Here is a 20,349-nt window from a genome sequence, read left to right on the forward strand (position 1 = left end):
CCCCTCACCTTTTATTATTTGATCTGCCAAAAATAGAATTATGCATGTGCCATTTGCACTGCTTGTTCAATATCAACTGCAACCATGCGTGATACGCCCGGCTCAGCCATTGTAACACCAGTCAATCGTCCTGCCATTTCCATAGCGATTTTATTATGACTAATGTATATAAATTGCACCGATTGTGACATTTCTTCCACTAAACGGCAAAACCTGCCAACATTCGCATCATCAAGTGGTGCATCAACCTCGTCCAGCATACAGAAAGGAGCTGGATTGAGCCTGAATATTGAAAACACTAATGATAATGCGGTCAGCGCTTTTTCTCCACCACTTAAAAGGTGAATTGTTGAATTTTTCTTGCCCGGAGGCCTTGCCATTATACTAACACCACTTTCGAGTAAATCATCACTGGTTAATTCAAGGTATGCGCTACCGCCACCAAATACTTTAGGGAATAACTCACCGAAGTCTTGATTGACTTGATCAAACGTTGCTTTAAAGCGCGTTTTTGTTTCTCTATCAATTTTGTGAATTGCCCCTTCAAGGCTTGAAAGTGCATTCGTTAAATCATCAAGTTGCTGCTCTAGGTATTCACTGCGTTGTTTAGCCTGTTCAAATTCATCGATGGCCGCTAAATTTACTGCGCCTAATTCATTCACACTTTGCGCTACACGATTAAGCTGTGCTTGCATTGTGGATAAATTTGCAGAGTCAGGTAATTGCTCTAATACCGTTTTTAAATTCTGCTCAAGTTCAGTTAATGGCTCTAATGCGGCTTGCGCTTTTACTATTAGGCTTTGTTCTTCAAGGGCGAGAGCTTGCAGCTTCTCTTGTAAAGAGCTCAATTCCCCCTGAGATGATTTAAGTGCAGTTTGCTTATCCGACAGCGCCGTTTTTGCTTGGGCTAAAAGAGTCGTTAACGTTGTTAATTCAGCTTCACCTTGTTGATGCTGCTCAAGCAGTATTAATATTTGCTCAGCACTTTCTTCTAATGGGATCACCAACTCTTCAATTTGATTCGTTAGCTCTACAACAGATTCACTGGCTGTGTCATAAGCACTCAATGCGTGCTGTAACTTAGTTTCACTGAGCTGACATTCACTGCGAGCTTTTTGCTCCGCTAAGTTAGCTTGATGCGCTTGGGTTTTATACTGGTCCAATACGCCAGTGTGCTGCTTACATTCGCTATCGCATTGTTGCAGTGTCTGTTGTGCTTGTTCAAGTTGCGCTGATAAATCATGCTTTTGAAGCTCCAACTGTTCTATAAGCTTTTGTTGTTGCTGTATCGCTGTATTAATTGTTTGCTGTTCATCAAGTAGCTGCTGTCGCTTAGTAGAGAGTTTTTCTTGTTGGATTTGCCACTGCGTTAACTGCTCTTTAAGCATATCTCGTCGTGTACTGGCTGACGCGATCTGTTGCGCTAATTGATGTACAGCGTTTTTTAGATTATCAATCTGGAGTAATAAATCACTGTGTACACTTTTATGTTTAGTTACGTCCGCTTGAAAGCTGTCCAGTTCCGACTGCAGTGAGATAGCCAGCTCTTTTGCATCATTAAGCTGCTTGTGTTTTAACAGTAATGAACTATCAGCACTCGCTTGGTTACTTACATGCCAGTTTCGTCCATGCATATTAGCTTTGTCATCAATTACAGCAAGCCAAAACTCATCATCGAAAATACTTTGCTCAAAATGATTAGTAAAAGCTATACGTTCTAATAAATCAGGGTATACACCCTGCTCAATCAATGCTGCAACAGAACCAGCCTTCGCATTCTTTTTACTGGGCCAAACACTATTGGTACCTGCTTCTGGCTTAACGGCTAACTGCGTTAAATTTAAAAGGGCATGTTCAACTATGTGTTCAAAGCTCGGCTTTACCTCAAGTTGCGCTAATAAAGTGTCAATCCCTTGGTTATTGTCATCAATGAGCATACTTGTTAAGCCGGCTATTTTAGCTTTATTCTCGTTCGCAGCTTGTACTTTATCTTGCTGTGCAATTTGACTTTGTGTTAATGCCTCATAAGCGGCTTGCGTATTATGGGTTACTTTGTTTAGCGCACTTTGTTTTGCCGCAAGCTCTTTGGTTAAAGATTGCATTAACGTTTGTTGTTCATCTAGCTGCTTTGCAATTGAGTTTTGTGCAAGCTCTGTCGCTTGCTGGTCAACATCTGTTAATTGCTCAATAGTGTACTGCAAGCTTTGCTGCTGTTGAGCCTGTGTATTTAACTCATTATTGTGACTGTTTGACACCGCTTGAAACTGCTCACTCAAAGCTTGCCATTGGCTATTTGCATGCTGCTTTTGTTGTTGTGATTGCTCAACTTGCAGTGCTATTTGCGCTACTTGCTCATCACATATGAGTGTGTGCTCTATCGCGTTTTGTAAGGCTTCAGCAAGCTCACTCGTATGACCTTGTTGCTGCAATTGCAGTTCTTGGTTTTGTAACTGAAGGTTTTGCTGCTTAATTAGGCTTTGACTTAATGTTTGATGTTGCTGCTTTAAGTTGATTTGTTGTTGTTCAATACGAGTCAGCTGGGTATGCGTATTATGTTGAGCTTGTTGCGCATCATCAAGCTGTTGCTGGCGTTGTTGCACTTGGACTTCAAGGCTTGCTAGTACATCATCGTGGCCCGCATTGGCTTGCTTATAAAAATCTATTTGTTCTTTTAATTTAGTGATCTGTTGATTTTTATCCACTTGCTGTTGGTGCAGTTTTTGCCATTTTAATACCGCTATTTGTCCTTTTAGCGTGCGCTCTTGGGCTTTTAACTCTTTAAACTTCTTGGCCTCAACTGATTGTAAAGCGAGCTTATCAACTTGCGCTTGCAACTCTTGACGAACATCAAGTAAACGCTCTAGGTTTTCACGAGTGCTTTTAATACGAGTTTGGGTTTCTCGACGACGCTCTTTGTACTTGGATACCCCAGCAGCTTCTTCAAGGAATATACGTAAATCAGCGGGCTTACTTTCAATTAAACGCGAGATCATCCCTTGTTCGATAATCGCATAACTGCGCGGGCCAAGTCCCGTACCTAAAAATATATCGGTAATATCACGTTTACGACACTTGCTACCATTTAAAAAATACAGCGATTGACCATCACGCGTTACTAAACGCTTAATAGCAACTTGGTTACGATCGGCAAAGGTATTAGGTAGATGGCCTTGAGTATTATCAAAAATAAGCTCAACAGATGCTTGGGAAATTGGTTTACGATTGGTTGAGCCATTAAAAATAACATCGGTCATAGCATCACCACGCAGGTTTTTTGCCGAGCTTTCACCTAATACCCAACGCACTGCATCAATAACGTTTGATTTGCCACAGCCATTGGGGCCAACGACACACGTCATTTGATCAGGGAATGGGATTTTAGTGGGCTCTACAAAGGATTTAAAGCCCGCTAATTTTATGGTGCTCAAACGCATCTATTTGGTTTACCGATTGTTATTATTATCTATCAAGTACTAATCTAACCTATTTTGAGACAAAAGGTTAAGCTTGGCGTTTAAAGTTATCTAAAATAATACCTGTAGCCATCGCAACATTTAATGACTCAGCAGCACCAAATGCCGGAATGGTGATTTTATTACTGACTAAAGCTGCGCATTCACTGCGAATGCCGTGCGACTCACTGCCCATAAGTAACACACCTGTTTGCGATAATTCAGTCTTGTGTAGGTTTTCACCTTCTAAAAATGCACCATAAATTGGTAAGTTTAATGAAGATAAATAAGCTGGTAACTCAACTTGGCTTACTGCAACGCGCACGAACGACCCCATTGTGGCACTGATTGTTTTTGGATTGTATGGGTCTGCGCTATCAATACTTGCCACGATATGTTTTATACCATACCAATCGGCAACACGGATAATCGTGCCTAAATTACCTGGGTCTGAAATCCCATCAAGGGCTAAAATTAATCCTTGTGCAGTTGGTAATTCTACTTTCGGCATCGCAACAACCGCAATCGCAGCATTATTAGAAACCAACGTACTGGCTTTTGTTAGGCTGTCTTCATCAGCTTCAATCATACTCACTTTATTAAACTGAGTCTGATACTGAGCAATAAATGCAGGCGTCGCAAATACATCTACAACCGCCAAATCACTTGCTAACAACTCAAGTACATTTTTTTCACCTTGTACAAGGTATTGATTATATTGTTTGCGGTACTTTTTTTGACCTAATGCACGAATTAATTTGAGTTGGTTTTTTGAAATCATAACAGCCTCATAAAATGACGCCGTGAGTATAGCAGATCTAACACACAATTCTAAAATTGATACCTCATACTGAGTTATAAAAAGTAAACATAATCAGTGAGTACTGTCAATTGTGATTGATTAAAACGTATTTCTTTAGTAAATTTTTGGACCTAACATAAGGAATTGGAAATAAAATGGAACCCACTACTGATCAAAACGAAACAGCAACAAACGAATCAAACCGAACTATATTTCAAGGGCGAGTACAATTTGGCGGTCAAGCCGGTGAGTTTTTTGGTATTTGGTCGGTAAATATTTTACTCAGTATTCTAACTCTCGGTATTTATTCTGCTTGGGCTAAAGTACGTACTTATCGTTATTTTTATAGCAATACGAAAATAGACGGCCACAGCTTTGATTACTTAGCAACGCCCATACAAATTTTAAAAGGTCGTATTTTAGCAATCGTTGTATTTATTATTTATAGCTTAGTTGTACAATTTTTACCTGTTATTGGTCTGTTATTCGCCCTTGGCTTTTTATTTTCAATGCCATGGATCATCAATCAAGGACTGCGCTTTAATATGCGTATGACCCGTCATCGTAATGTACGCTTTGCGTTTTCAGGAAATTACGGTGATGCATTAATTAATTTTGTTCTACTGCCTATAGCAAGTGTATTCACGTTATACTTATTACTGCCTTATGCACTCAAACGTATTGACCAATATTTACATGAAAACATCAGTTACGGTAATAAACCGATTAATGTAAACCTTGAAGGCGCCACCTATTATATGGCGGCATTAATCACCATTGGTGTTGCGATTGGCGGCTTAGTTATATTTGGCATTTTTGCAGGTTCAGTCGGTGCAGCTATGAGTTTAACCAGCTTTGATGTTGATAATTTTAATGTCTCTACATTAATTTTCCCTCTGATGATTGTGGCACTTTATGTGGCTTTTCTAACAATTTTACGCGGCGTGTATATGTCGATAATTCGTAATCATATTTTTAATAGCAGTGAATTTGAAGATGTTGCTAGCTTTAAATCTGACTTGAAACCAGCTGATTACGCGCTACTTTTGTTTACGAATGCGCTGGCGATTATTTTTACCTTAGGACTCGCTTACCCTTGGGCAAAAATACGCAGAGCACGATTACTTGCTGCGGCCACTGAAGTAACGATTTACGCAGGCGCGCTTGCTATTATTGATACCTCAGAAGAACAGCAATCATCGTTTGCTGAAGAAGCGGCAAATGTGTTTGATATTGATATTTCACTTACTTGATGAGTAAACATCATATTAAAGGCTGCTATTATTACCCTAATAGCAGCCAACACCAACACTGCTTTGCAACAATCAATGACAGCCAAATACAGCTTGTTGATACACAGCAAAATACGCTTTTATCTGTACTTATTACTGAGTGCCAAATAGACAGCCCGCTTCGTGGTGTTGCTTCAGAATTAAGCTTTGCTGACGGCGGCCGCTTTGTTCCTGAAGATATCAGCCATCGCTGGGGATTTACTGATAAAAAAACGGGCATGATTGAACGCCTCGAAAAATCTAAGCCCCTCATAGTTGCCTCAATCATTTTAATACCTTTATTACTGTGGTTTATTTTATATCGCGGCATCCCTGCTATCGCTGTGTATAGTGTCAGTTTAGCCTCACCTGCTACTGTAGAGGCAATGGGCGAGCAAACTCTTAACGTGATTGAAAAAGTAGCATTAGCACCCACTCAAATACCTGATGAAACTCAAAATGATATACAGCTGACATGGCTGCAAATGCTCGATAGGTTACATTTAGATAGTGCTCGGTATAGGCTCTCTTTTTACCAATCAGATTATTTTGCTGCCAATGCCTTTGCATTGCCCCATGGGCGAGTGATTGTTACCGATGAATTAGTCATTTTACTCAAAGATAAACCGGATGCATTGCGGGCAATTTTACTTCATGAAATAGGCCATGTTGAATACCATCATGGTATTCGATTAGCAGCGCAAGCGACTGCCAGCACTATAGTGTTAGCGATTATTTTTGGTGACTTAGAAGGGATCACTGAGATAGTACTTGGCTCTAGCTCCTCTTTTTTGCAGCAAGCGTTTTCACGGGATATGGAACGAGAAGCCGACAAATTCGCTATCGAGAAACTAATTACTTTAGGTTACTCTAATCATGATTTTACCAATGCCATACAGGCACTGCAAAAAAAATTAGATGAGCAAACACAACTTGATGAGTCGTGGCTTAAATATTTATCTACACATCCTAGTTCTCAAGAACGCATTGATTTTGCGAGGCAGTACACACCACAATGACACCTGAGTTAACATTAATCACCTTGGTTATTACCGTAATCGCACTAGGTTATGGGGTTATTTACCCGCGCTTTGCTGGCAATGACTTTGTAAAAGTATCAAGCCAAGACTTGTTCGCGACAACCATTACATTAGTCGTTGCAGGGAGTCTTTATTATGACTCTAGCGTTGAGTTTAGTTGGTTAATCTTTAAGATTAATTGGTTTTGGTTCACGTTTTTAACCTATGTCCTCATCGAAGTTCCTGTATGTTTGGCTTATGCAAAAAAACATAATATGAAGTTCAAGTAAATTATGTAAAAAGCGCCTACATGGCGCTTTTATTGAAGTGCTCAATCAGTACTTATGTTTTAACGTCCATAAATGCAGTAATTCATTAGCAATGGTCGCTGCTGCAATGGCGGTGAGTTCACTTTGATCGTACGACGGCGACACTTCTACAACATCCATTCCCACCATATTTATGCCTTTGAGTGCGCGTAATATTTTCAGCACTTTATCGCTGCTTAGCCCGCCACAAACAGGTGTGCCAGTTCCTGGTGCAAATGCGGGATCTAAACAATCAATATCAAAGGTAACATACACAGGTAATTCCCCCACCCGCGCTAAAATTTGCTCAGCAATGGTTTGCGCCGATAAGTCATTCGCAGCCATCGCATCAATGACGGCAAATTCATGCTTGCTTTGATCAAAATCAGTACGAATACCAATTTGAATACTGTGCTCTACCTCTATCAGCCCCTCCATTGGGGCATGATAAAACATAGTACCGTGATCATAACGCGAGCCATTACTATAGGTATCTGTATGCGCATCAAAATGCACTAAAGCCATTTTGCCAAAGCGTTTAGCGTGGGCGCGAAGTAAAGGCAAAGTAACAAAGTGATCCCCCCCAAGGCCAAGCAATGTTTTACCCTGACGTAAAATTTGCTCCGCGGCTAATTCAAGCTGGGCGGTAAAATACTCAGGGTCGCCAACTGGGTAGGTAAAATCCCCAGCATCGACTAATTTTAAACGCTCAAATAACGGGAACGTCCACGGGTATTTTGTTTCTTCCCACGCTAAATGCACCGATGCACGACGAATTGCATCAGGCCCTAAACGTGCACCAGGGCGACCCGACGTCGCCAAGTCAAACGGTAAACCAAGCACCACCACATCTGCATTGATGTCGGTGATCTTTTGCACCATGGGCTGGCGTAAAAACGTCATACCATTGGAGTACAGTGAGTGATCGGTATGATCAAACAAGGTCGTCATATTAAAGCTCTTCTAAATAAGTATAACCGTCTAAACCTGCTTGTAACTCATCAAGCACACTTTGCTGCTCGCTTGCAGGTAATTTACCGGCCACCAGCTGCGCATAAGAAGACTGAAAGCCTTCAACATCCAAGTGGACATAACGCATCATGTCTGCCACTGTGTCACCTTGGTTTATCTCTACTATGCTGGCATCACCTAGCTCATCCATAGTAATCATCGCACTGTGGGTATCACCAAATAAATTATGCATATCACCTAAAATTTCTTGGTAGGCTCCTACCAAAAAGAAGCCCATTAAGTACGGTTTTTCAGCACTAAACTCTGGCACCGGCAGTGTACATTCAATGCCTTGACCATCAACATAATGATCAAGTGCACCGTCTGAGTCACAGGTTATATCAAGTAAGACCGCACGCTTTTTCGGCGCTTCGGTCAAACCACTTAATGGTAGTACCGGAAACACTTGATCAATTCCCCACGCATCAGGCAGTGACTGAAACAATGAAAAATTAACAAAAAACTTATCCGCTAATCGTGCATTAAGTTCATCAATAATAGGCCGGTGAAAACGGTTTTTATTATCCATATGTTTGTTAAGCTCATAACATACACGTAAGTTAATTTGCTCCGCCCACGCACGCTGAGTTAAATCTAACAATCCCATTGCAAATTGGTTATGCGCCTCAGCTAAATCACCTTGGCTATCATGATAAATCTCAATTAATGCACGATCATCAGTAAGTACGTGTAATTGCTGCCACGACTGCCACATATTTTTCAGTAATAACGGTGCGTCATCCGCTGGTGCTTGAATGTCCTCTGGCACATAGCTTTCTGTGCCAATAACATTTGAAATAAGTACCGCATGGTGCGCCGTGAGTGCACGCCCAGACTCTGATATAATCGTCGGAAATGGTTGCTTATACTGCTTACAAATATCGCCGATGGTATACACAATATTATTAGCATACTCACCTAAGCTGTAATTCATAGAGTTGTGAGATTGGCTCCGTGTGCCGTCATAATCAACCGCCAAGCCACCGCCAACATCTAGGCAGTCAATTTGTGCGCCTAATTTTCGCAGTTCACAATAAAAACGCGCCGCTTCACTCACGCCTAGACGAACATCACGAATATTGGCCATTTGCGAGCCTAGGTGAAAATGTACTAACTGCACTAAATCAAGTTGGTCAGATTCTTTTAATTTATTTACCACATGCAATACTTGTGATGCCGATAAACCAAACTTTGATTTTTCGCCGCCACTGGCTTGCCATTTTCCTTTACCTTGCGACGCTAGACGCACACGAATACCAATGCGTGGTTTTACATTGAGCTCTCTAGCTTGGTTAAGCACCATGTCGAGCTCAGAGAGTTTTTCTAGCACGATATAGACTTTATGACCGAGCTTTTCGCCAATCAATGCAAGGCGCACGTACTCTTTATCTTTGTAGCCATTACATACAATCACCGCGCTGGTTTTTTCTGCCAATGCTAATACCGTTAATAGCTCAGGCTTACTACCTGCTTCTAGGCCCAGTTGTTTCTTTTCAATATTTGCTTGGCTGGCAACAATTTCTTCAACCACTTCACGTTGTTGGTTTACTTTTATTGGGTAAACCAGTAAGTAATCCTTCGGGTAACCGTAGCTTTCAATTGCAGTATTAAAAGCTGCACATAGGCTGTGAACGCGATGATGTAATATCTGCGGAAAACGTACTAAAGCAGGCAGGCTCAAGCCTTTATCTTCAAGCTGTTTGGCAATATCAATTAATGCAATGGTTTGCTCTGGAGCATCAGCTTTGGGTGCAACATACACATCACCTTGATCATTAATACCAAAAAAACCTTGGCTCCAATGACGAACGTTGTAACTCGTGCGAGCTTGTTCTAGTGATGTTGTCTCTTTCATTTATCTTTCTCTTTGATTTAATGGTGCCGAAATCATTACCGGCGAATTGCGCGCATTAAAAGAAAAAAAGACTATTGTGTCCAACAAGTATTTTTACTCGTAACGAGTGAATTTTAAAATGCTAAAGCGAGAGAATAAAAAGACGAGGTTAGATGCTTAAAACAGCATAAGCACCCAAGAATTAGGAGAGGTTATTTTAATCGTCAAATCTTATTGATTCAGACCCAACTCCATAAACAAGCTTTGTGGGTTTTCACTGTAGCTACCAAATGGACCACATGGTTGGAAACCTAAGTTTTCATATAAACTAATTGATTTTTTTTGCTTAGGGCCGGTTTCTAAACGAATTAAAGGAATTTCCTCCTCTCCTGCATGATGCAGCAAAATCTGCATAATACGGCGAGACAGACCTTTTCCACGATAGCTAGGCTTTACATATAAGCGGCGAATTTCACCGTAAGGCGGGTTATCAAATTGTTTAACGATAGCACCGCAGGCCACTATGCCATCTTCGTTTTTCAGGCCTATTGCATAAACGTTATCTTGGCTTAGCTCGTCTAAAGTAAGAGACTGCGCAGTTGCGACGGGGTACAAGGAGCAAATAAGTCGGTCGATATCGGTAAAAACATTAATCACATCCTGGTCATTGGGGTTTAAATCGACTAACTGCATAGAACATCTCAATTTTATATTAAAATTTTGTTGTCAAACTATACCGAATTGTAACAAATGAACAACCTTGTTCGGCCTATTTTTTACTACTTTAAACTTATAACCTAAAAATATTACCTTAATATGGTCGTATAATGTTCAGGCATAATCAAAAAACTTTCGATGCTCTACACCTGCTAAGTTAGCATTTACTTTATTTGGGTGTTTATACTCACGCCAGTTGGCGACATTACGGCCCACATTCAACTGCGCAAAATCAGCCTCCCCTTGTATGGGTAAGCCTAAAAATTGTTTTAATGTTAAAAGGCTTCCCGGTTCACTGACATCTATCGATAAAAAATCATCACGATCTTTAAAATAGTTAAAAACGGCTTGTTGATGCTCAAGAAAATGGCGAGTCAGGGTTGCAGTACATAACGGATGAATATCTGGAAAGGTCTGATGAAAGCTTCGCTTGAGGACTGGGCTGAAATGTCCACTTTTTAGCTCTAAATGTGGCGCCATTTTTTCAAGTAACATGGTGATTGACGGTAGCCACTTTTCTAAATCACGGTTTAGATATACAAACTTTGAATTTGGAAATAACTTATCTAAATGCATATAATCGCTAAAACAGGGCGCGTCTGATACAGCGTCAGCCACTTCAAACGCTTTTTTAGTAAAAGCCGTATGCGCAACTTGTAAACCGAGCTCAAGTAACGCCACACTAATACTGGTTGTGCCGGTTCGTGGCAACCCAATAATAAATATTTTAGACATGCTAAGTGCTCATAAAGAAGGAACTGTTGTGGTCAACTAATTCCGGACAGTGAATTAAGTTTTTCTTCTGCTACAGCAGGAGCAACCATTTGATTATGGTTATGCGGCCTGCGCCAGTTATAGTAATCCATCAAATAATAGCTAATATCTTTTTCAGCTTCTTGATAATTACGATAACCCAATGAGGGAACCCATTCTGTTTTTAAACTTCTAAATAGGCGCTCCATTGGCGCATTATCCCAGCAATTCCCTCGGCGACTCATACTTTGCTCAATCCGGTAATGCCATAGTCTTTGTCGAAACTTTTTTGCGCTGTACTGACTGCCTTGGTCTGAATGAAACATCACTCCAGATGGTCTGCCTCGTTGCTCGTATGCTCTATCTAATGCTTTAATAACTAAGTCAGTATCAGGCTTATCAGACATTGCCCAGCCAACCACACGACGAGCAAATAAATCGATAATAACAGCCAAATAAGACCATTTCTTACCTGTCCAAATATACGTAATATCCCCACACCAAACTTGGTTTGGGCTCTTTACTTCAAATTCACGATTAAGTCTGTTTGGAATGTCTGGTCGCTCTACCGTCGCTAATTTATATGAATGAGGCCCAGGTTGTTTACAGACCAATCCCATATCACGCATTATATGGCGAACTTTAAAGACGCCTACAGGTAAGTCAGCGTCTTTTAGCATTGCCACCAACATACGGCTACCAGCAGCTCCACGACTGAGTGAAAATAACTCATTAATCGTTGACCTAAGTTGCACCTCTTCAAGTTTAATTGATGTCACACGCTGCTTAAAATCGTAATAACTCGAACGCGGAACATTAAATACGCTACAGACCATTTCCACTGACTCATGCTCACTTAATTGGTCTATCAACGAATATTGTTCATCTCGTCTGACATTAAAAGAGCGGTGGTGATATCAAGTAGTCAGTGCAACATTGTTTTTTCTCTTTCAAGCCGATTAATTTTAGCTTCAAGCTCCTGAATTCTAAGCTGCTCAGGAGTAAGCTCTTTAGAGTTTAGTGTTGTGCCACCACGCTCTTCTTGCAATTGCTTAACCCAACGACGAAGAGCTGTTTCACCGAGTGCTAGTGAGCGAGCAGCTTCTGGAAATGAGTATCCATCATCAAGAACTAATTTTGCTGAATTAAATTTAAACTCTTGAGAAAAAGAGCGACGTTGTTTTGTCATTGAATCACAACAAAATAAGAAAAAGGCAAGACACGACCTCGTTTACTTTCACAAACCTAACTTAACTCTCTTTCGAATTTAAGAAATCTTTAACTATATTTATCTTTTCAACAAGCTCTCTCTCACTTACATATACTCTTGGATATTTAGCTAAGTCTTCTTCCACTTCACTGTATCTCCCAGTAAGCTCAGATAGGCAATCTAGCTGTTCTGCAAATTCTTCACTATATTCTGTCTGATCTTCACCTAAATCATGCAGCCTATAAAAGTCATCACAAAAACTTTTAATATTTTTATCACCTTCCGTAAAAGTTAACAGAAGTTCGCGCAAATTGTTCATTATGGGACTCATCAGTTTACTGCCTTTAAAGGACCAATTGCTTTTTCAGTATATTTAAAATGCATAATTTGGTTCGACTTTCGATGATATAGAACCTCTAAATTATATAATTTATTTGTAGGAACATTGTTTTTTATACTTTTTTATTCATTCTCATAAATAAACTAGACAGCCACTTTAATTAGTAAATAAAACTGTGCTACTTAGTTAACTTTTTTTGAACTAAAAACTTATCTCTTTTTCTTCATCACTTGCACATTATTCATTACGCAAGCGTTTATCACTGTTAAACCTAAATTACACGCATAAAAATAACTGCATGATTGCAGTTTTAATTCTTTATTGAAAGCTTTTAACTTTATGCCAATAACTTTTCGCTGTTGCTGACGTTGCTACGTCGTTTCCTGTTTAAGTTTTCACAGTAACTCTCTTGTGAGGTCGTCCTACCTACTGCGCCATGAAATACGCGCGTAAATTTCGTAGTCAGTTTTAACCAGTTTTCTGGGGAAATATTGACTCTTTCTAGTAAAGGTAAATGTGTGCTTTCAATATACCCGCGTTTACCTTCTCGTATACAACGTCCTGTTAATTCAACCAGTTCAAGATAGGATTTAAGTTCAAACGGTAAGCCTTTTGGCATGATTTGACGTGGCATGCCGGCAAAGCGCAATAGTTTTTTTGGTTGCTTGCCTTCTGTTGCGCTTTTTATTCGTGCTTGAACACTTGTATGTGATGACTCTTCTGGCGTGTTTGCCATTTGGGCCCTGATAGGATTTAAATCAACGTAGGCCATACAGGCTGCCAATGCTGCTTCATCAAGAAGTGCTTGTGACTTAAAGCGTCCTTCCCACAAAGTTGTAAGGAACAACTTTGAACGCCTTAGGCGGCCCGAAGGGTGAGCGCCATGGATGGCAGCGAATAAAATCGGCCTGTACAGTTATCTTCTTTATTCGCTTTACGAGCAATACCTTCATTTAATAGCCGCATAAACCAGCTAATACTTGCTAACCGTTCACGGTATTGTTTGACTGTTTGATTAAAAAAGATGAGTTCTGCTTTACTTAGCTTTTCACCTTGTACGTATTTCTGCGTTAGTAAAGTGCCTTTACAGAGTTTATGCCAGCGGATAACGATTGCTTTGTCATTTAGCCGACTCGCTTTTTTATCATCAACATAGAGTACTAAGTGGGTGTGGTTACTCATTACAGCATAAGCACACACATCAATACAAAATACTTTGGCTAACTCTAACAGCTTATCTTCAACCCAGCCCCTGCGATGCTCAAAAGACTGACCTGTAAAACGATCTTCACCGCACAAGAAAGCACGTCGAACACAACGTGAAATACAGTGATAGTACTTTGTATCTGCCAAACTTACTTGACGTTTTCTTGCGATTGCCATGGAACACCCTGTTTGTTTTTCATACTAATTTAAAGTTAGTAAAAAATACGGGAAATACAAACTTTAGGATGGGTGTCTTCTTTATTTTTTGTCTTCTTTATTTTTTGGTGTCTTCTTTATTTTTTATTTCTAGGAAGTGGCACTGACACAGATTGCACGGCCTGCTGCTAGCAAATGCGCAGTTCTACAGGGATAAGCCGCGCACTTGATAGCCTTTACACGGTAATTGAACCTGCTCTATTACACAAACGAGGCCATCCTTTTAGCTTGTTTACAATTAGTCACTATTAGACCAAGTTAAGATACCCTTCATCTCATTTTCACAACTTATAGGATTACTCTCCGTGCTCTTTATAATTACGTATACCCATGACTCAATTGAATCTTCTAGCTTTGTAGTATCAACTGAAATTCCGTTTGTTTCAGGGTTATTTTGCAATAGCTTATCTATAGACATTGCCAACTTTGTACTAACTGATTCTGAGTTTTTAAAAAGCTGACTTAATTTATATTCTAGAGAAGATTCAAAATCATAAGGGTCGCAATCAAAATTGAAAGGAACAAAATACCCTTCCATTTCAGAATGAAAGCAAGCTGTCCCTCCAGTCTGGTTAAAGTAAACGCAATTAGATTTAGCCTGAATAATTAAACCAGCGCCTACCATGTCCCATAAACATATCTTCATTACTTTATTTTCCTTTTCTAAAACGAGTGAGGGCTATGAATATATGAGTCAAGCACAACCCCTTGATTTGCAGCAGCCCTAACAAATCTTTGGTCTGAAGTAATAGTTCGAATACCAAGTCTATCACCTGTTCCAAATATTCGTTGATCTGGCATTTTTATAGTTCGCGTAGGGAGCAAGTTCATAACTCTTATAGATGGCATGTCCGGAATAGCGCTGACCGTTGATAAAAACGCGGAAGCATTTGCTATCACGTCTGGTCTACCATTACGCCTAACAGCAACTACAAATTCGCCAAGAGCAGTTTGAGTCATCAATCGAGCATTATTACCCATAGCTGCAAGGATTTCACCTTGAATGGGTGAAGCTGGGCCTGATAGCGCCCTAGCCGTGCCAGTATCAATATTGATAGCACCTTGCCTAACTCGTTCTAGAGTTTCATTTTCTGTTAATGATTCAGCTGGGATTAGTGGATGGACAGCTTCAGGTGTAGAGCCAGGAGTTGAAAGAGACAGAGCTACCGTCGTTAAGGCTCGCCCTAGAGCTGAAAGAATAGTTTCCCCAGAAATACCCTCAGCGGCTAGAGGTAATGCGACAGCAGCTCCAGATAAAGCACCTCCATTGGTACTATTATTACCTTTTGCAGTTGTCGATGGTGAACCAATATCTGCGGTTTCTACTGATGACGATTGACTTGAACTTTGCTGCTGCGTTCCATTACTTGAGTTAGAAGAATTATATGTATTTCCACTTCGCTTATTTTGTTTTCTGAATAGATCTTCAATAGGTTTATCCCAACAGCTAAGTGGAGCACTACATTCGGGACGACGACCTGACACGTCAATGGACTCATACCCAGTTGGATCTATTCCAGACAACGGATTATTCATTATGTAAGAATAAGGGTTAATGCTCTGACTATTCGTTGGGCTTTGAATAACAGGGTCTACAGACATAAACCGCCCAAGATTGTAATCGTACACCCGCCCGTTCATATGAATTAATCGGCTTAGTTTAGCAAAGGGTTTTAAAGAGCTTTTTATAGCTCTGAGGTTACAGGAATAAAATAAACTATTAAATAACTTTTAGATTTAACGTGATGAGGGCTTTGGTAATTTTTTGCCTGTCAGTAAATTATGACAAATTACCCAAAAGTTAACCTTTTTCGTTTTCGAGGGTCTACTTGGAAGTGGGTAAGCACTTTCAACGTGAAAACGCATTTTACCTCGCTCTTTCCAAACCCTAAACACAACTTGATAGAAAATATCATTGCCATTTTCATCTTTTAACTTACATGTGCAATAGCGGCTATATCCGCCGTGATAGCAAAACTGATCAGGCAAACTTTCTAGTATTTGAGGTAGATGAAACGATAACGCGTACCGTTTTGTGCAAAACGCTCTTGAGTCTTCAGGTTTATGGGGATATAGCGCTACTTCATTTGTAGCACTTAATTTCGTACTATCAACGGTAAATACATGATGGGAAATTGTTATGTATAAAGTGTAATGCTCATCACGCTCAGGATGAGTATAGGTATGTTTTCTAGCATTTAAATGTTTAAAATTAATCTCGGTGCCTTGGAAGTTAAATGACTTCCAAAATTGATACTCATTATCTGCGAGATTAAAAAGGTTTTTTGCGTTCATGTTATTTTTTATTAGGCTAGAAATAACAAAGGCTCCAACAAGGGAGCCTTCGCCAAGTATTACTTGGATTCAGAACATCATTACCGGACACTGCCTCGACCTATAAAAGGTTACGTGGTGTCATACTTAAAAAGTATGTCTGCTGCACCATGTACACATTATTGCCGTTATTGACGACCATGTCAACCTCCCTTAGCGTTGAGCCGCTGGGTGCGTGTTGTTATAGACTTCTTTTAGCTTAGCCATACTCACATGCACATACACTTGCGTTGTTGATAAATCGGCATGACCTAAAAAAGCCTGTACATGGCGAATATCCGCACCATTATCAACCATGTGTGTCGCCGCAGCATGGCGGTATTGATTACATACACCTTGCTTACGTACACCCGCACGTTTAATGTATTTAGCAACCAGCTCTGACAACTGTGCAACCCGAAATGGTTTGCCATTATTCGCAATAAACAACGTGTTGCCTGAATGCTCATTCACCAGCGTACCCCTTACTTCCTTTAGGTAGCGATAAATCCAAAAGCAGGCGCTTTTCGCGATAGGTACATAGCGGTCTTTAAAGCCTTTACCTTGATTCACCCTCAGTTTGTATTGCTCAAAGTCCACATCATCGATGTGCAAAGACTGTAGTTCAAAGCGACGAATACCAGCGGCGTAATACGTTTCCATGATAGCTCTATCGCGCACACCCATTGCACCGTAATGTTCGGTTTGCTGTAGCACCTTATCCACATCTGGCTCACTTAAAATTGGCTTAGGTAAACGTCTGCCGTTTTTAGGTAATTCAAAATGCTCAGTGGCATTTGTTGCAAGCACACCTTTTATAAACAACGTGCGCACCATGACTTTAACAGCCGTTAGCCGATAACGAATGGTAGCCCGACATAACGGTTCACCATTTAGTAGCTTACGATACTGGTTTAAGTATTGCTGGTAATTATCAAGAAGCTCCGTATCAACCCTATCCAATGTTGTGATACCTTGCTTTGCTGCCCATGTGTTAAACAACGCTAAAGCAGCTTGTTTACTAACCGCTGTGTTTTCACTTTGCCCTTTTGCGCGGCACAGCGCACAGTAATAATCAATGCATGGCACTATTGCTAACGTTGCTGGTTTAATGAGTGACATAACGTTCTCCCCATTTCATCAGGTGAAACACCAATGGCTTAGGGTACAGTGCACCATTAAACCACTGAATAATACGAGGCGCTGGCCGACTTGGGCAAATCAATTTAATACCACACACAGCCAGCAACGTCCCCTCATGGTAAATAGGCTCAACAATGCAGCCACGAAAGACTTCATGGCCGTTGGCAGTAACAAGCCCTACACATTTTAGTACGTGACGAAAACTTGCACCATCTATTGTGCTACTGGTTTTAATGTAACGATTTAAGCTACGGTCGCAATAACCAAGGTGATATTGAATAATTGCCTCATGACTAATGCCTCTACGTGCGAGCTTATTACATGCGGTATCATCATTTAAAAGTCGTGTATGGTATATATCAAACAGCTGTTTGATATATACCTCATCAATATTGATGCGCTGTAACATCTGCTCGAACTCATCAATTGTTTCAATCTCATTCATGATCCGTCTCCTTGGATGTTTTTATAGCGTTTACGCATTGAGCCTCCTTGTAATTCAAGGCGATGAGCACGGTGAACAATCCTATCCATAATGGCATCCGCCATCGTGATTTCACCGATGTACTCATGCCACTTACTCACGGGTAATTGAGTGGTGATTAAAAGTGAGCCTGATTCGATACGCTCTTCAACCAACTCTAGAATGTCTTGGCGATTGCGCTCATTCAATGGCACCATTGCCCAGTCATCTAAAATTAGTAATTTAAACTTGGCTAATTGTGCACGCAGGTTAGGTAATGAGCCGTCTCTGCGAGCAATATCTAGCTCTTCCAGTAACAATGCAAACCTTTTATACAATACGGGGATATTGAATTTAATGGCTTGGTTCGCCAGCGCACACGCTATCCAACTTTTGCCAACGCCGGTTGGCCCCGTAATAATAAGAAACTGATTGCGTTGCATCCAGTCACACTGCACTAGATTCACAAAATGACTTTTATCAATACCACGCTTTGCTAAGTAGTCCATATTCTCAATACAAGCTTGTGCTTGCTTTAACTTGGCGGCTTTAAACATACGCTCACGCTTTTTTTGGGACTTAAACTGCATTTCTTCACAGGTTAAGAAGGCCAGCACATCAAGTAGAGGCAGGGACAACATATCAGGGCTTTCAAGTACTTTTTGTAAAGCGCCCGCCATACCCATTAAACGTAATGTCTGTAGGTTTTCGAATACACTGTGTTCATTACTCATTTTACTGCCCTCCATTAACGTAATACTCCGCACCACGAATGTTATGGTGAAGCGGCAAAGATTGCTGCGTAGGTACATCATCTGGTATTTCATCAAGGTGGCATTGTAAAATAGACCGCACACTAGTCACTGTGCGTGACTTTATGTCACAGGCACAATGACAAGCATTTTCAAATCGTATTGCCCCGTATTGTTTTGCCAGTGTTTGCAGGTTGGTGCACGCTTTACACCCTTGCATTGAGTAATCTGGTAAGTTGTCAAATTGCGCCATCACCAGCGCAAGCGCACTTTGTCCGATGTGCTCTGCCCATTGAATAAAATGAGCCTTTGATTGCTCTGCATACATACGATGGCTTTTAGGACGGTGTTGCGGCTCAGTTGTCGCGCCACCTTGCACAAAACTGCGTACATGGATAGCCATTAGCTTATGCTGAAAGTAAATTTCAACCTTGCTGTTTGTAACCTTGATATCCACCGCTTGGCTTGTTAATTCATAAGGCACAGAATACGCATGTCCATGCACATAAATGTGATAATCTCGATTCACTTTTTGCTGGTGTATCCAACGCCCAATTTCAAAGGGTTGTTGAGGCAGTGGTTTTAAGGTTTGACACTCTTGCTCTTGGAATCGTTGTGAGCGATTACCTTCAAAGCGCTTAAAAGGCCGTTGATTTAATTGTTCAAGCAAAGAACGTAAAGCACGGTTAATTTCATCAATGCTAAAAAACTGACGACGACTCAATACCACGATTATCCAACGAGTTACCAGCAACACACCTATTTCAGCCAATGATTTATCTTGTGGCCTGCGTACACGAGCAGGTTCAATAACAAAATCGTAATGCTCGGCCATTTCTTGGTAACTGGTATTAATAACAGGTGTTTTGCCAGGCTTTGTCACCGCTGATTTTAAGTTATCAGGTACCACAAGCTGGGTCACACCACCGTAATGATCAAACATGGCTTGATGTGCAGACAACCAGTCTTCAAGTTTTTGTGAACGCACAGCAATGGCAAACACGTATTGAGCATAGCCTGTGACACCTACAAATATTTCGGCATAGTGCTGCTTGCATGCAACTGAGTCATACCAAGGAATACGCTTACCAGAAAAGTCCACAAAGGTTACTTCGCCTGGCAAGTAGTACTGGCGCATTGTCACATCAATTGAGTCAACAAAGTCACGATAGTAATGTGTAAATTGTGAGTAACTATAAGCATCCTCGGGGTTGAGACTACGGTACTCCTCCCAAAGTTGGATCAAGGTTTGATGTTTAGTTTGCATCAGTTGATGAACATAATGCCAATCAGGCAACCGTTTGCTACTGTCTGCTTGTTTTGGCTCTGAAAATAGCCGAACAAGCTGGTTGTCACTGTATTCATTTACTCGCTCGAGGGTGAGCGTTACTCCTTCAAGCTTCTTACGATACCGTCGCACTGTATTCGGGGCGACCCCCACCAGTTTTGCGATACGACGATTTGAATAAGGTGTGGTTAATAGCAAACGAAGAAGTTGCCGTAATATTTGTGCGCTCATACGCACCTCCTTAATTTCAA

17 protein-coding genes and 2 pseudogenes are annotated in these 20,349 nt (G+C 40.7%); 3 read left to right on the forward strand and 16 right to left on the reverse strand.

The genetic code is table 11. The features are described from left to right. Positions 1 to 38: 38 nt before the first annotated feature. Both AAEU30_RS11715 and AAEU30_RS11720 read right to left on the reverse strand, forming a co-directional pair. Positions 39 to 3,434, reverse strand: coding sequence for a chromosome segregation SMC family protein (locus AAEU30_RS11715; protein WP_421960656.1), 3,396 nt, complete (start codon positions 3,432 to 3,434; stop codon positions 39 to 41). 67 nt (positions 3,435 to 3,501) lie between these two features. Then, positions 3,502 to 4,233: an RNA methyltransferase gene (locus AAEU30_RS11720; RefSeq protein ID WP_421960657.1), complete on the reverse strand. Its 732-nt coding sequence runs from the start codon at positions 4,231 to 4,233 to the stop codon at positions 3,502 to 3,504. Between the two features lie 176 nt (positions 4,234 to 4,409). Between AAEU30_RS11720 and AAEU30_RS11725 the strand changes: the two genes are divergently transcribed. The 3 genes from AAEU30_RS11725 to AAEU30_RS11735 are packed head-to-tail and all read left to right on the forward strand — an operon-like array spanning position 4,410 to position 6,834. Then, positions 4,410 to 5,507, forward strand: a complete 1,098-nt coding sequence (locus tag AAEU30_RS11725; protein WP_421960658.1) for a YjgN family protein — start codon at positions 4,410 to 4,412, stop codon at positions 5,505 to 5,507. Then, positions 5,507 to 6,544 carry a M48 family metallopeptidase gene (locus AAEU30_RS11730; RefSeq protein ID WP_421960659.1) on the forward strand — a complete coding sequence of 346 codons (1,038 nt, stop codon included), beginning with the start codon at positions 5,507 to 5,509 and terminating at the stop codon, positions 6,542 to 6,544. Before AAEU30_RS11725 ends, AAEU30_RS11730 begins: the two co-directional genes overlap by 1 nt. Next, a complete protein-coding gene (locus tag AAEU30_RS11735; RefSeq protein WP_421960660.1) occupies positions 6,541 to 6,834 on the forward strand; it encodes a hypothetical protein in 294 nt (97 codons plus the stop codon). Before AAEU30_RS11730 ends, AAEU30_RS11735 begins: the two co-directional genes overlap by 4 nt. Positions 6,835 to 6,879: 45 nt before the next feature. Here AAEU30_RS11735 and speB read toward each other — a convergent pair whose 3' ends face one another. The 14 genes and pseudogenes from speB to istA form a co-directional block, all read right to left on the reverse strand. Then, on the reverse strand, positions 6,880 to 7,803 hold the full coding sequence (gene speB / locus AAEU30_RS11740; RefSeq protein WP_421960661.1) for an agmatinase: 924 nt from the start codon (positions 7,801 to 7,803) through the stop codon (positions 6,880 to 6,882). A gap of 1 nt (position 7,804) precedes the next feature. Beyond that, on the reverse strand, positions 7,805 to 9,718 hold the full coding sequence (gene speA, locus AAEU30_RS11745; protein WP_421960662.1) for a biosynthetic arginine decarboxylase: 1,914 nt from the start codon (positions 9,716 to 9,718) through the stop codon (positions 7,805 to 7,807). A 210-nt stretch (positions 9,719 to 9,928) separates the two neighbouring features. Continuing rightward, the gene (locus AAEU30_RS11750) at positions 9,929 to 10,390 is read right to left on the reverse strand and encodes a GNAT family N-acetyltransferase (protein ID WP_421960663.1); all 462 of its coding nucleotides are present in this window, start codon (positions 10,388 to 10,390) and stop codon (positions 9,929 to 9,931) included. Positions 10,391 to 10,528: 138 nt separating this feature from the next. Further along, on the reverse strand, positions 10,529 to 11,149 hold the full coding sequence (locus AAEU30_RS11755) for a sulfotransferase (RefSeq protein ID WP_421960664.1): 621 nt from the start codon (positions 11,147 to 11,149) through the stop codon (positions 10,529 to 10,531). Positions 11,150 to 11,181: 32 nt separating this feature from the next. Next, positions 11,182 to 12,356 (reverse strand): annotated as a pseudogene (locus AAEU30_RS11760) (IS3 family transposase). 61 nt (positions 12,357 to 12,417) lie between these two features. Continuing rightward, positions 12,418 to 12,696, reverse strand: a complete 279-nt coding sequence (locus tag AAEU30_RS11765; protein ID WP_421960665.1) for a hypothetical protein — start codon at positions 12,694 to 12,696, stop codon at positions 12,418 to 12,420. Positions 12,697 to 13,054: 358 nt separating this feature from the next. Then, positions 13,055 to 14,100 (reverse strand): annotated as a pseudogene (locus AAEU30_RS11770) (transposase). A 277-nt stretch (positions 14,101 to 14,377) separates the two neighbouring features. Then, positions 14,378 to 14,785 (reverse strand): DUF6210 family protein, encoded by a 408-nt coding sequence (locus tag AAEU30_RS11775; protein ID WP_054205977.1) that lies wholly within the window; start codon positions 14,783 to 14,785, stop codon positions 14,378 to 14,380. Between the two features lie 17 nt (positions 14,786 to 14,802). Continuing rightward, entirely contained in the window at positions 14,803 to 15,828 is a 1,026-nt protein-coding gene (locus tag AAEU30_RS11780; RefSeq protein ID WP_421960703.1) for a DUF1308 domain-containing protein, read from the reverse strand. A gap of 48 nt (positions 15,829 to 15,876) precedes the next feature. Then, positions 15,877 to 16,434 carry a YjaZ family protein gene (locus tag AAEU30_RS11785; RefSeq protein WP_421960666.1) on the reverse strand — a complete coding sequence of 186 codons (558 nt, stop codon included), beginning with the start codon at positions 16,432 to 16,434 and terminating at the stop codon, positions 15,877 to 15,879. 192 nt (positions 16,435 to 16,626) lie between these two features. Beyond that, a complete protein-coding gene (locus tag AAEU30_RS11790; protein WP_421960667.1) occupies positions 16,627 to 17,574 on the reverse strand; it encodes a tyrosine-type recombinase/integrase in 948 nt (315 codons plus the stop codon). Beyond that, positions 17,561 to 18,040 (reverse strand): hypothetical protein, encoded by a 480-nt coding sequence (locus AAEU30_RS11795; RefSeq protein ID WP_421960668.1) that lies wholly within the window; start codon positions 18,038 to 18,040, stop codon positions 17,561 to 17,563. The genes AAEU30_RS11790 and AAEU30_RS11795 overlap by 14 nt, the downstream gene beginning before the upstream one ends. Beyond that, positions 18,037 to 18,792 carry an IS21-like element helper ATPase IstB gene (gene istB, locus AAEU30_RS11800; RefSeq protein ID WP_421960669.1) on the reverse strand — a complete coding sequence of 252 codons (756 nt, stop codon included), beginning with the start codon at positions 18,790 to 18,792 and terminating at the stop codon, positions 18,037 to 18,039. Before istB ends, AAEU30_RS11795 begins: the two co-directional genes overlap by 4 nt. Before the next feature lies 1 nt (position 18,793). Continuing rightward, positions 18,794 to 20,329 carry an IS21 family transposase gene (istA, locus tag AAEU30_RS11805; RefSeq protein ID WP_421960670.1) on the reverse strand — a complete coding sequence of 512 codons (1,536 nt, stop codon included), beginning with the start codon at positions 20,327 to 20,329 and terminating at the stop codon, positions 18,794 to 18,796. Positions 20,330 to 20,349 lie beyond the last annotated feature (20 nt).

It is taken from the genome of Pseudoalteromonas mucoides (assembly GCF_049257175.1).
Taxonomy (GTDB): domain Bacteria; phylum Pseudomonadota; class Gammaproteobacteria; order Enterobacterales; family Alteromonadaceae; genus Pseudoalteromonas.

Coding starts and splice junctions, on each gene's coding strand:
- speA (WP_421960662.1), bottom strand. CDS start 9,718: ATGAAAGAGACAACATCACTAGAACAAGCTCGCACGAGTTACAACGTT.
- AAEU30_RS11785 (WP_421960666.1), bottom strand. CDS start 16,434: ATGAACGCAAAAAACCTTTTTAATCTCGCAGATAATGAGTATCAATTT.
- AAEU30_RS11755 (WP_421960664.1), bottom strand. CDS start 11,149: ATGTCTAAAATATTTATTATTGGGTTGCCACGAACCGGCACAACCAGT.
- AAEU30_RS11790 (WP_421960667.1), bottom strand. CDS start 17,574: ATGTCACTCATTAAACCAGCAACGTTAGCAATAGTGCCATGCATTGAT.
- AAEU30_RS11735 (WP_421960660.1), top strand. CDS start 6,541: ATGACACCTGAGTTAACATTAATCACCTTGGTTATTACCGTAATCGCA.
- AAEU30_RS11750 (WP_421960663.1), bottom strand. CDS start 10,390: ATGCAGTTAGTCGATTTAAACCCCAATGACCAGGATGTGATTAATGTT.
- AAEU30_RS11775 (WP_054205977.1), bottom strand. CDS start 14,785: ATGAAGATATGTTTATGGGACATGGTAGGCGCTGGTTTAATTATTCAG.
- AAEU30_RS11765 (WP_421960665.1), bottom strand. CDS start 12,696: ATGAACAATTTGCGCGAACTTCTGTTAACTTTTACGGAAGGTGATAAA.
- speB (WP_421960661.1), bottom strand. CDS start 7,803: ATGACGACCTTGTTTGATCATACCGATCACTCACTGTACTCCAATGGT.
- AAEU30_RS11725 (WP_421960658.1), top strand. CDS start 4,410: ATGGAACCCACTACTGATCAAAACGAAACAGCAACAAACGAATCAAAC.
- AAEU30_RS11720 (WP_421960657.1), bottom strand. CDS start 4,233: ATGATTTCAAAAAACCAACTCAAATTAATTCGTGCATTAGGTCAAAAA.
- AAEU30_RS11730 (WP_421960659.1), top strand. CDS start 5,507: ATGAGTAAACATCATATTAAAGGCTGCTATTATTACCCTAATAGCAGC.
- AAEU30_RS11715 (WP_421960656.1), bottom strand. CDS start 3,434: ATGCGTTTGAGCACCATAAAATTAGCGGGCTTTAAATCCTTTGTAGAG.
- AAEU30_RS11795 (WP_421960668.1), bottom strand. CDS start 18,040: ATGAATGAGATTGAAACAATTGATGAGTTCGAGCAGATGTTACAGCGC.
- istB (WP_421960669.1), bottom strand. CDS start 18,792: ATGAGTAATGAACACAGTGTATTCGAAAACCTACAGACATTACGTTTA.
- istA (WP_421960670.1), bottom strand. CDS start 20,329: ATGAGCGCACAAATATTACGGCAACTTCTTCGTTTGCTATTAACCACA.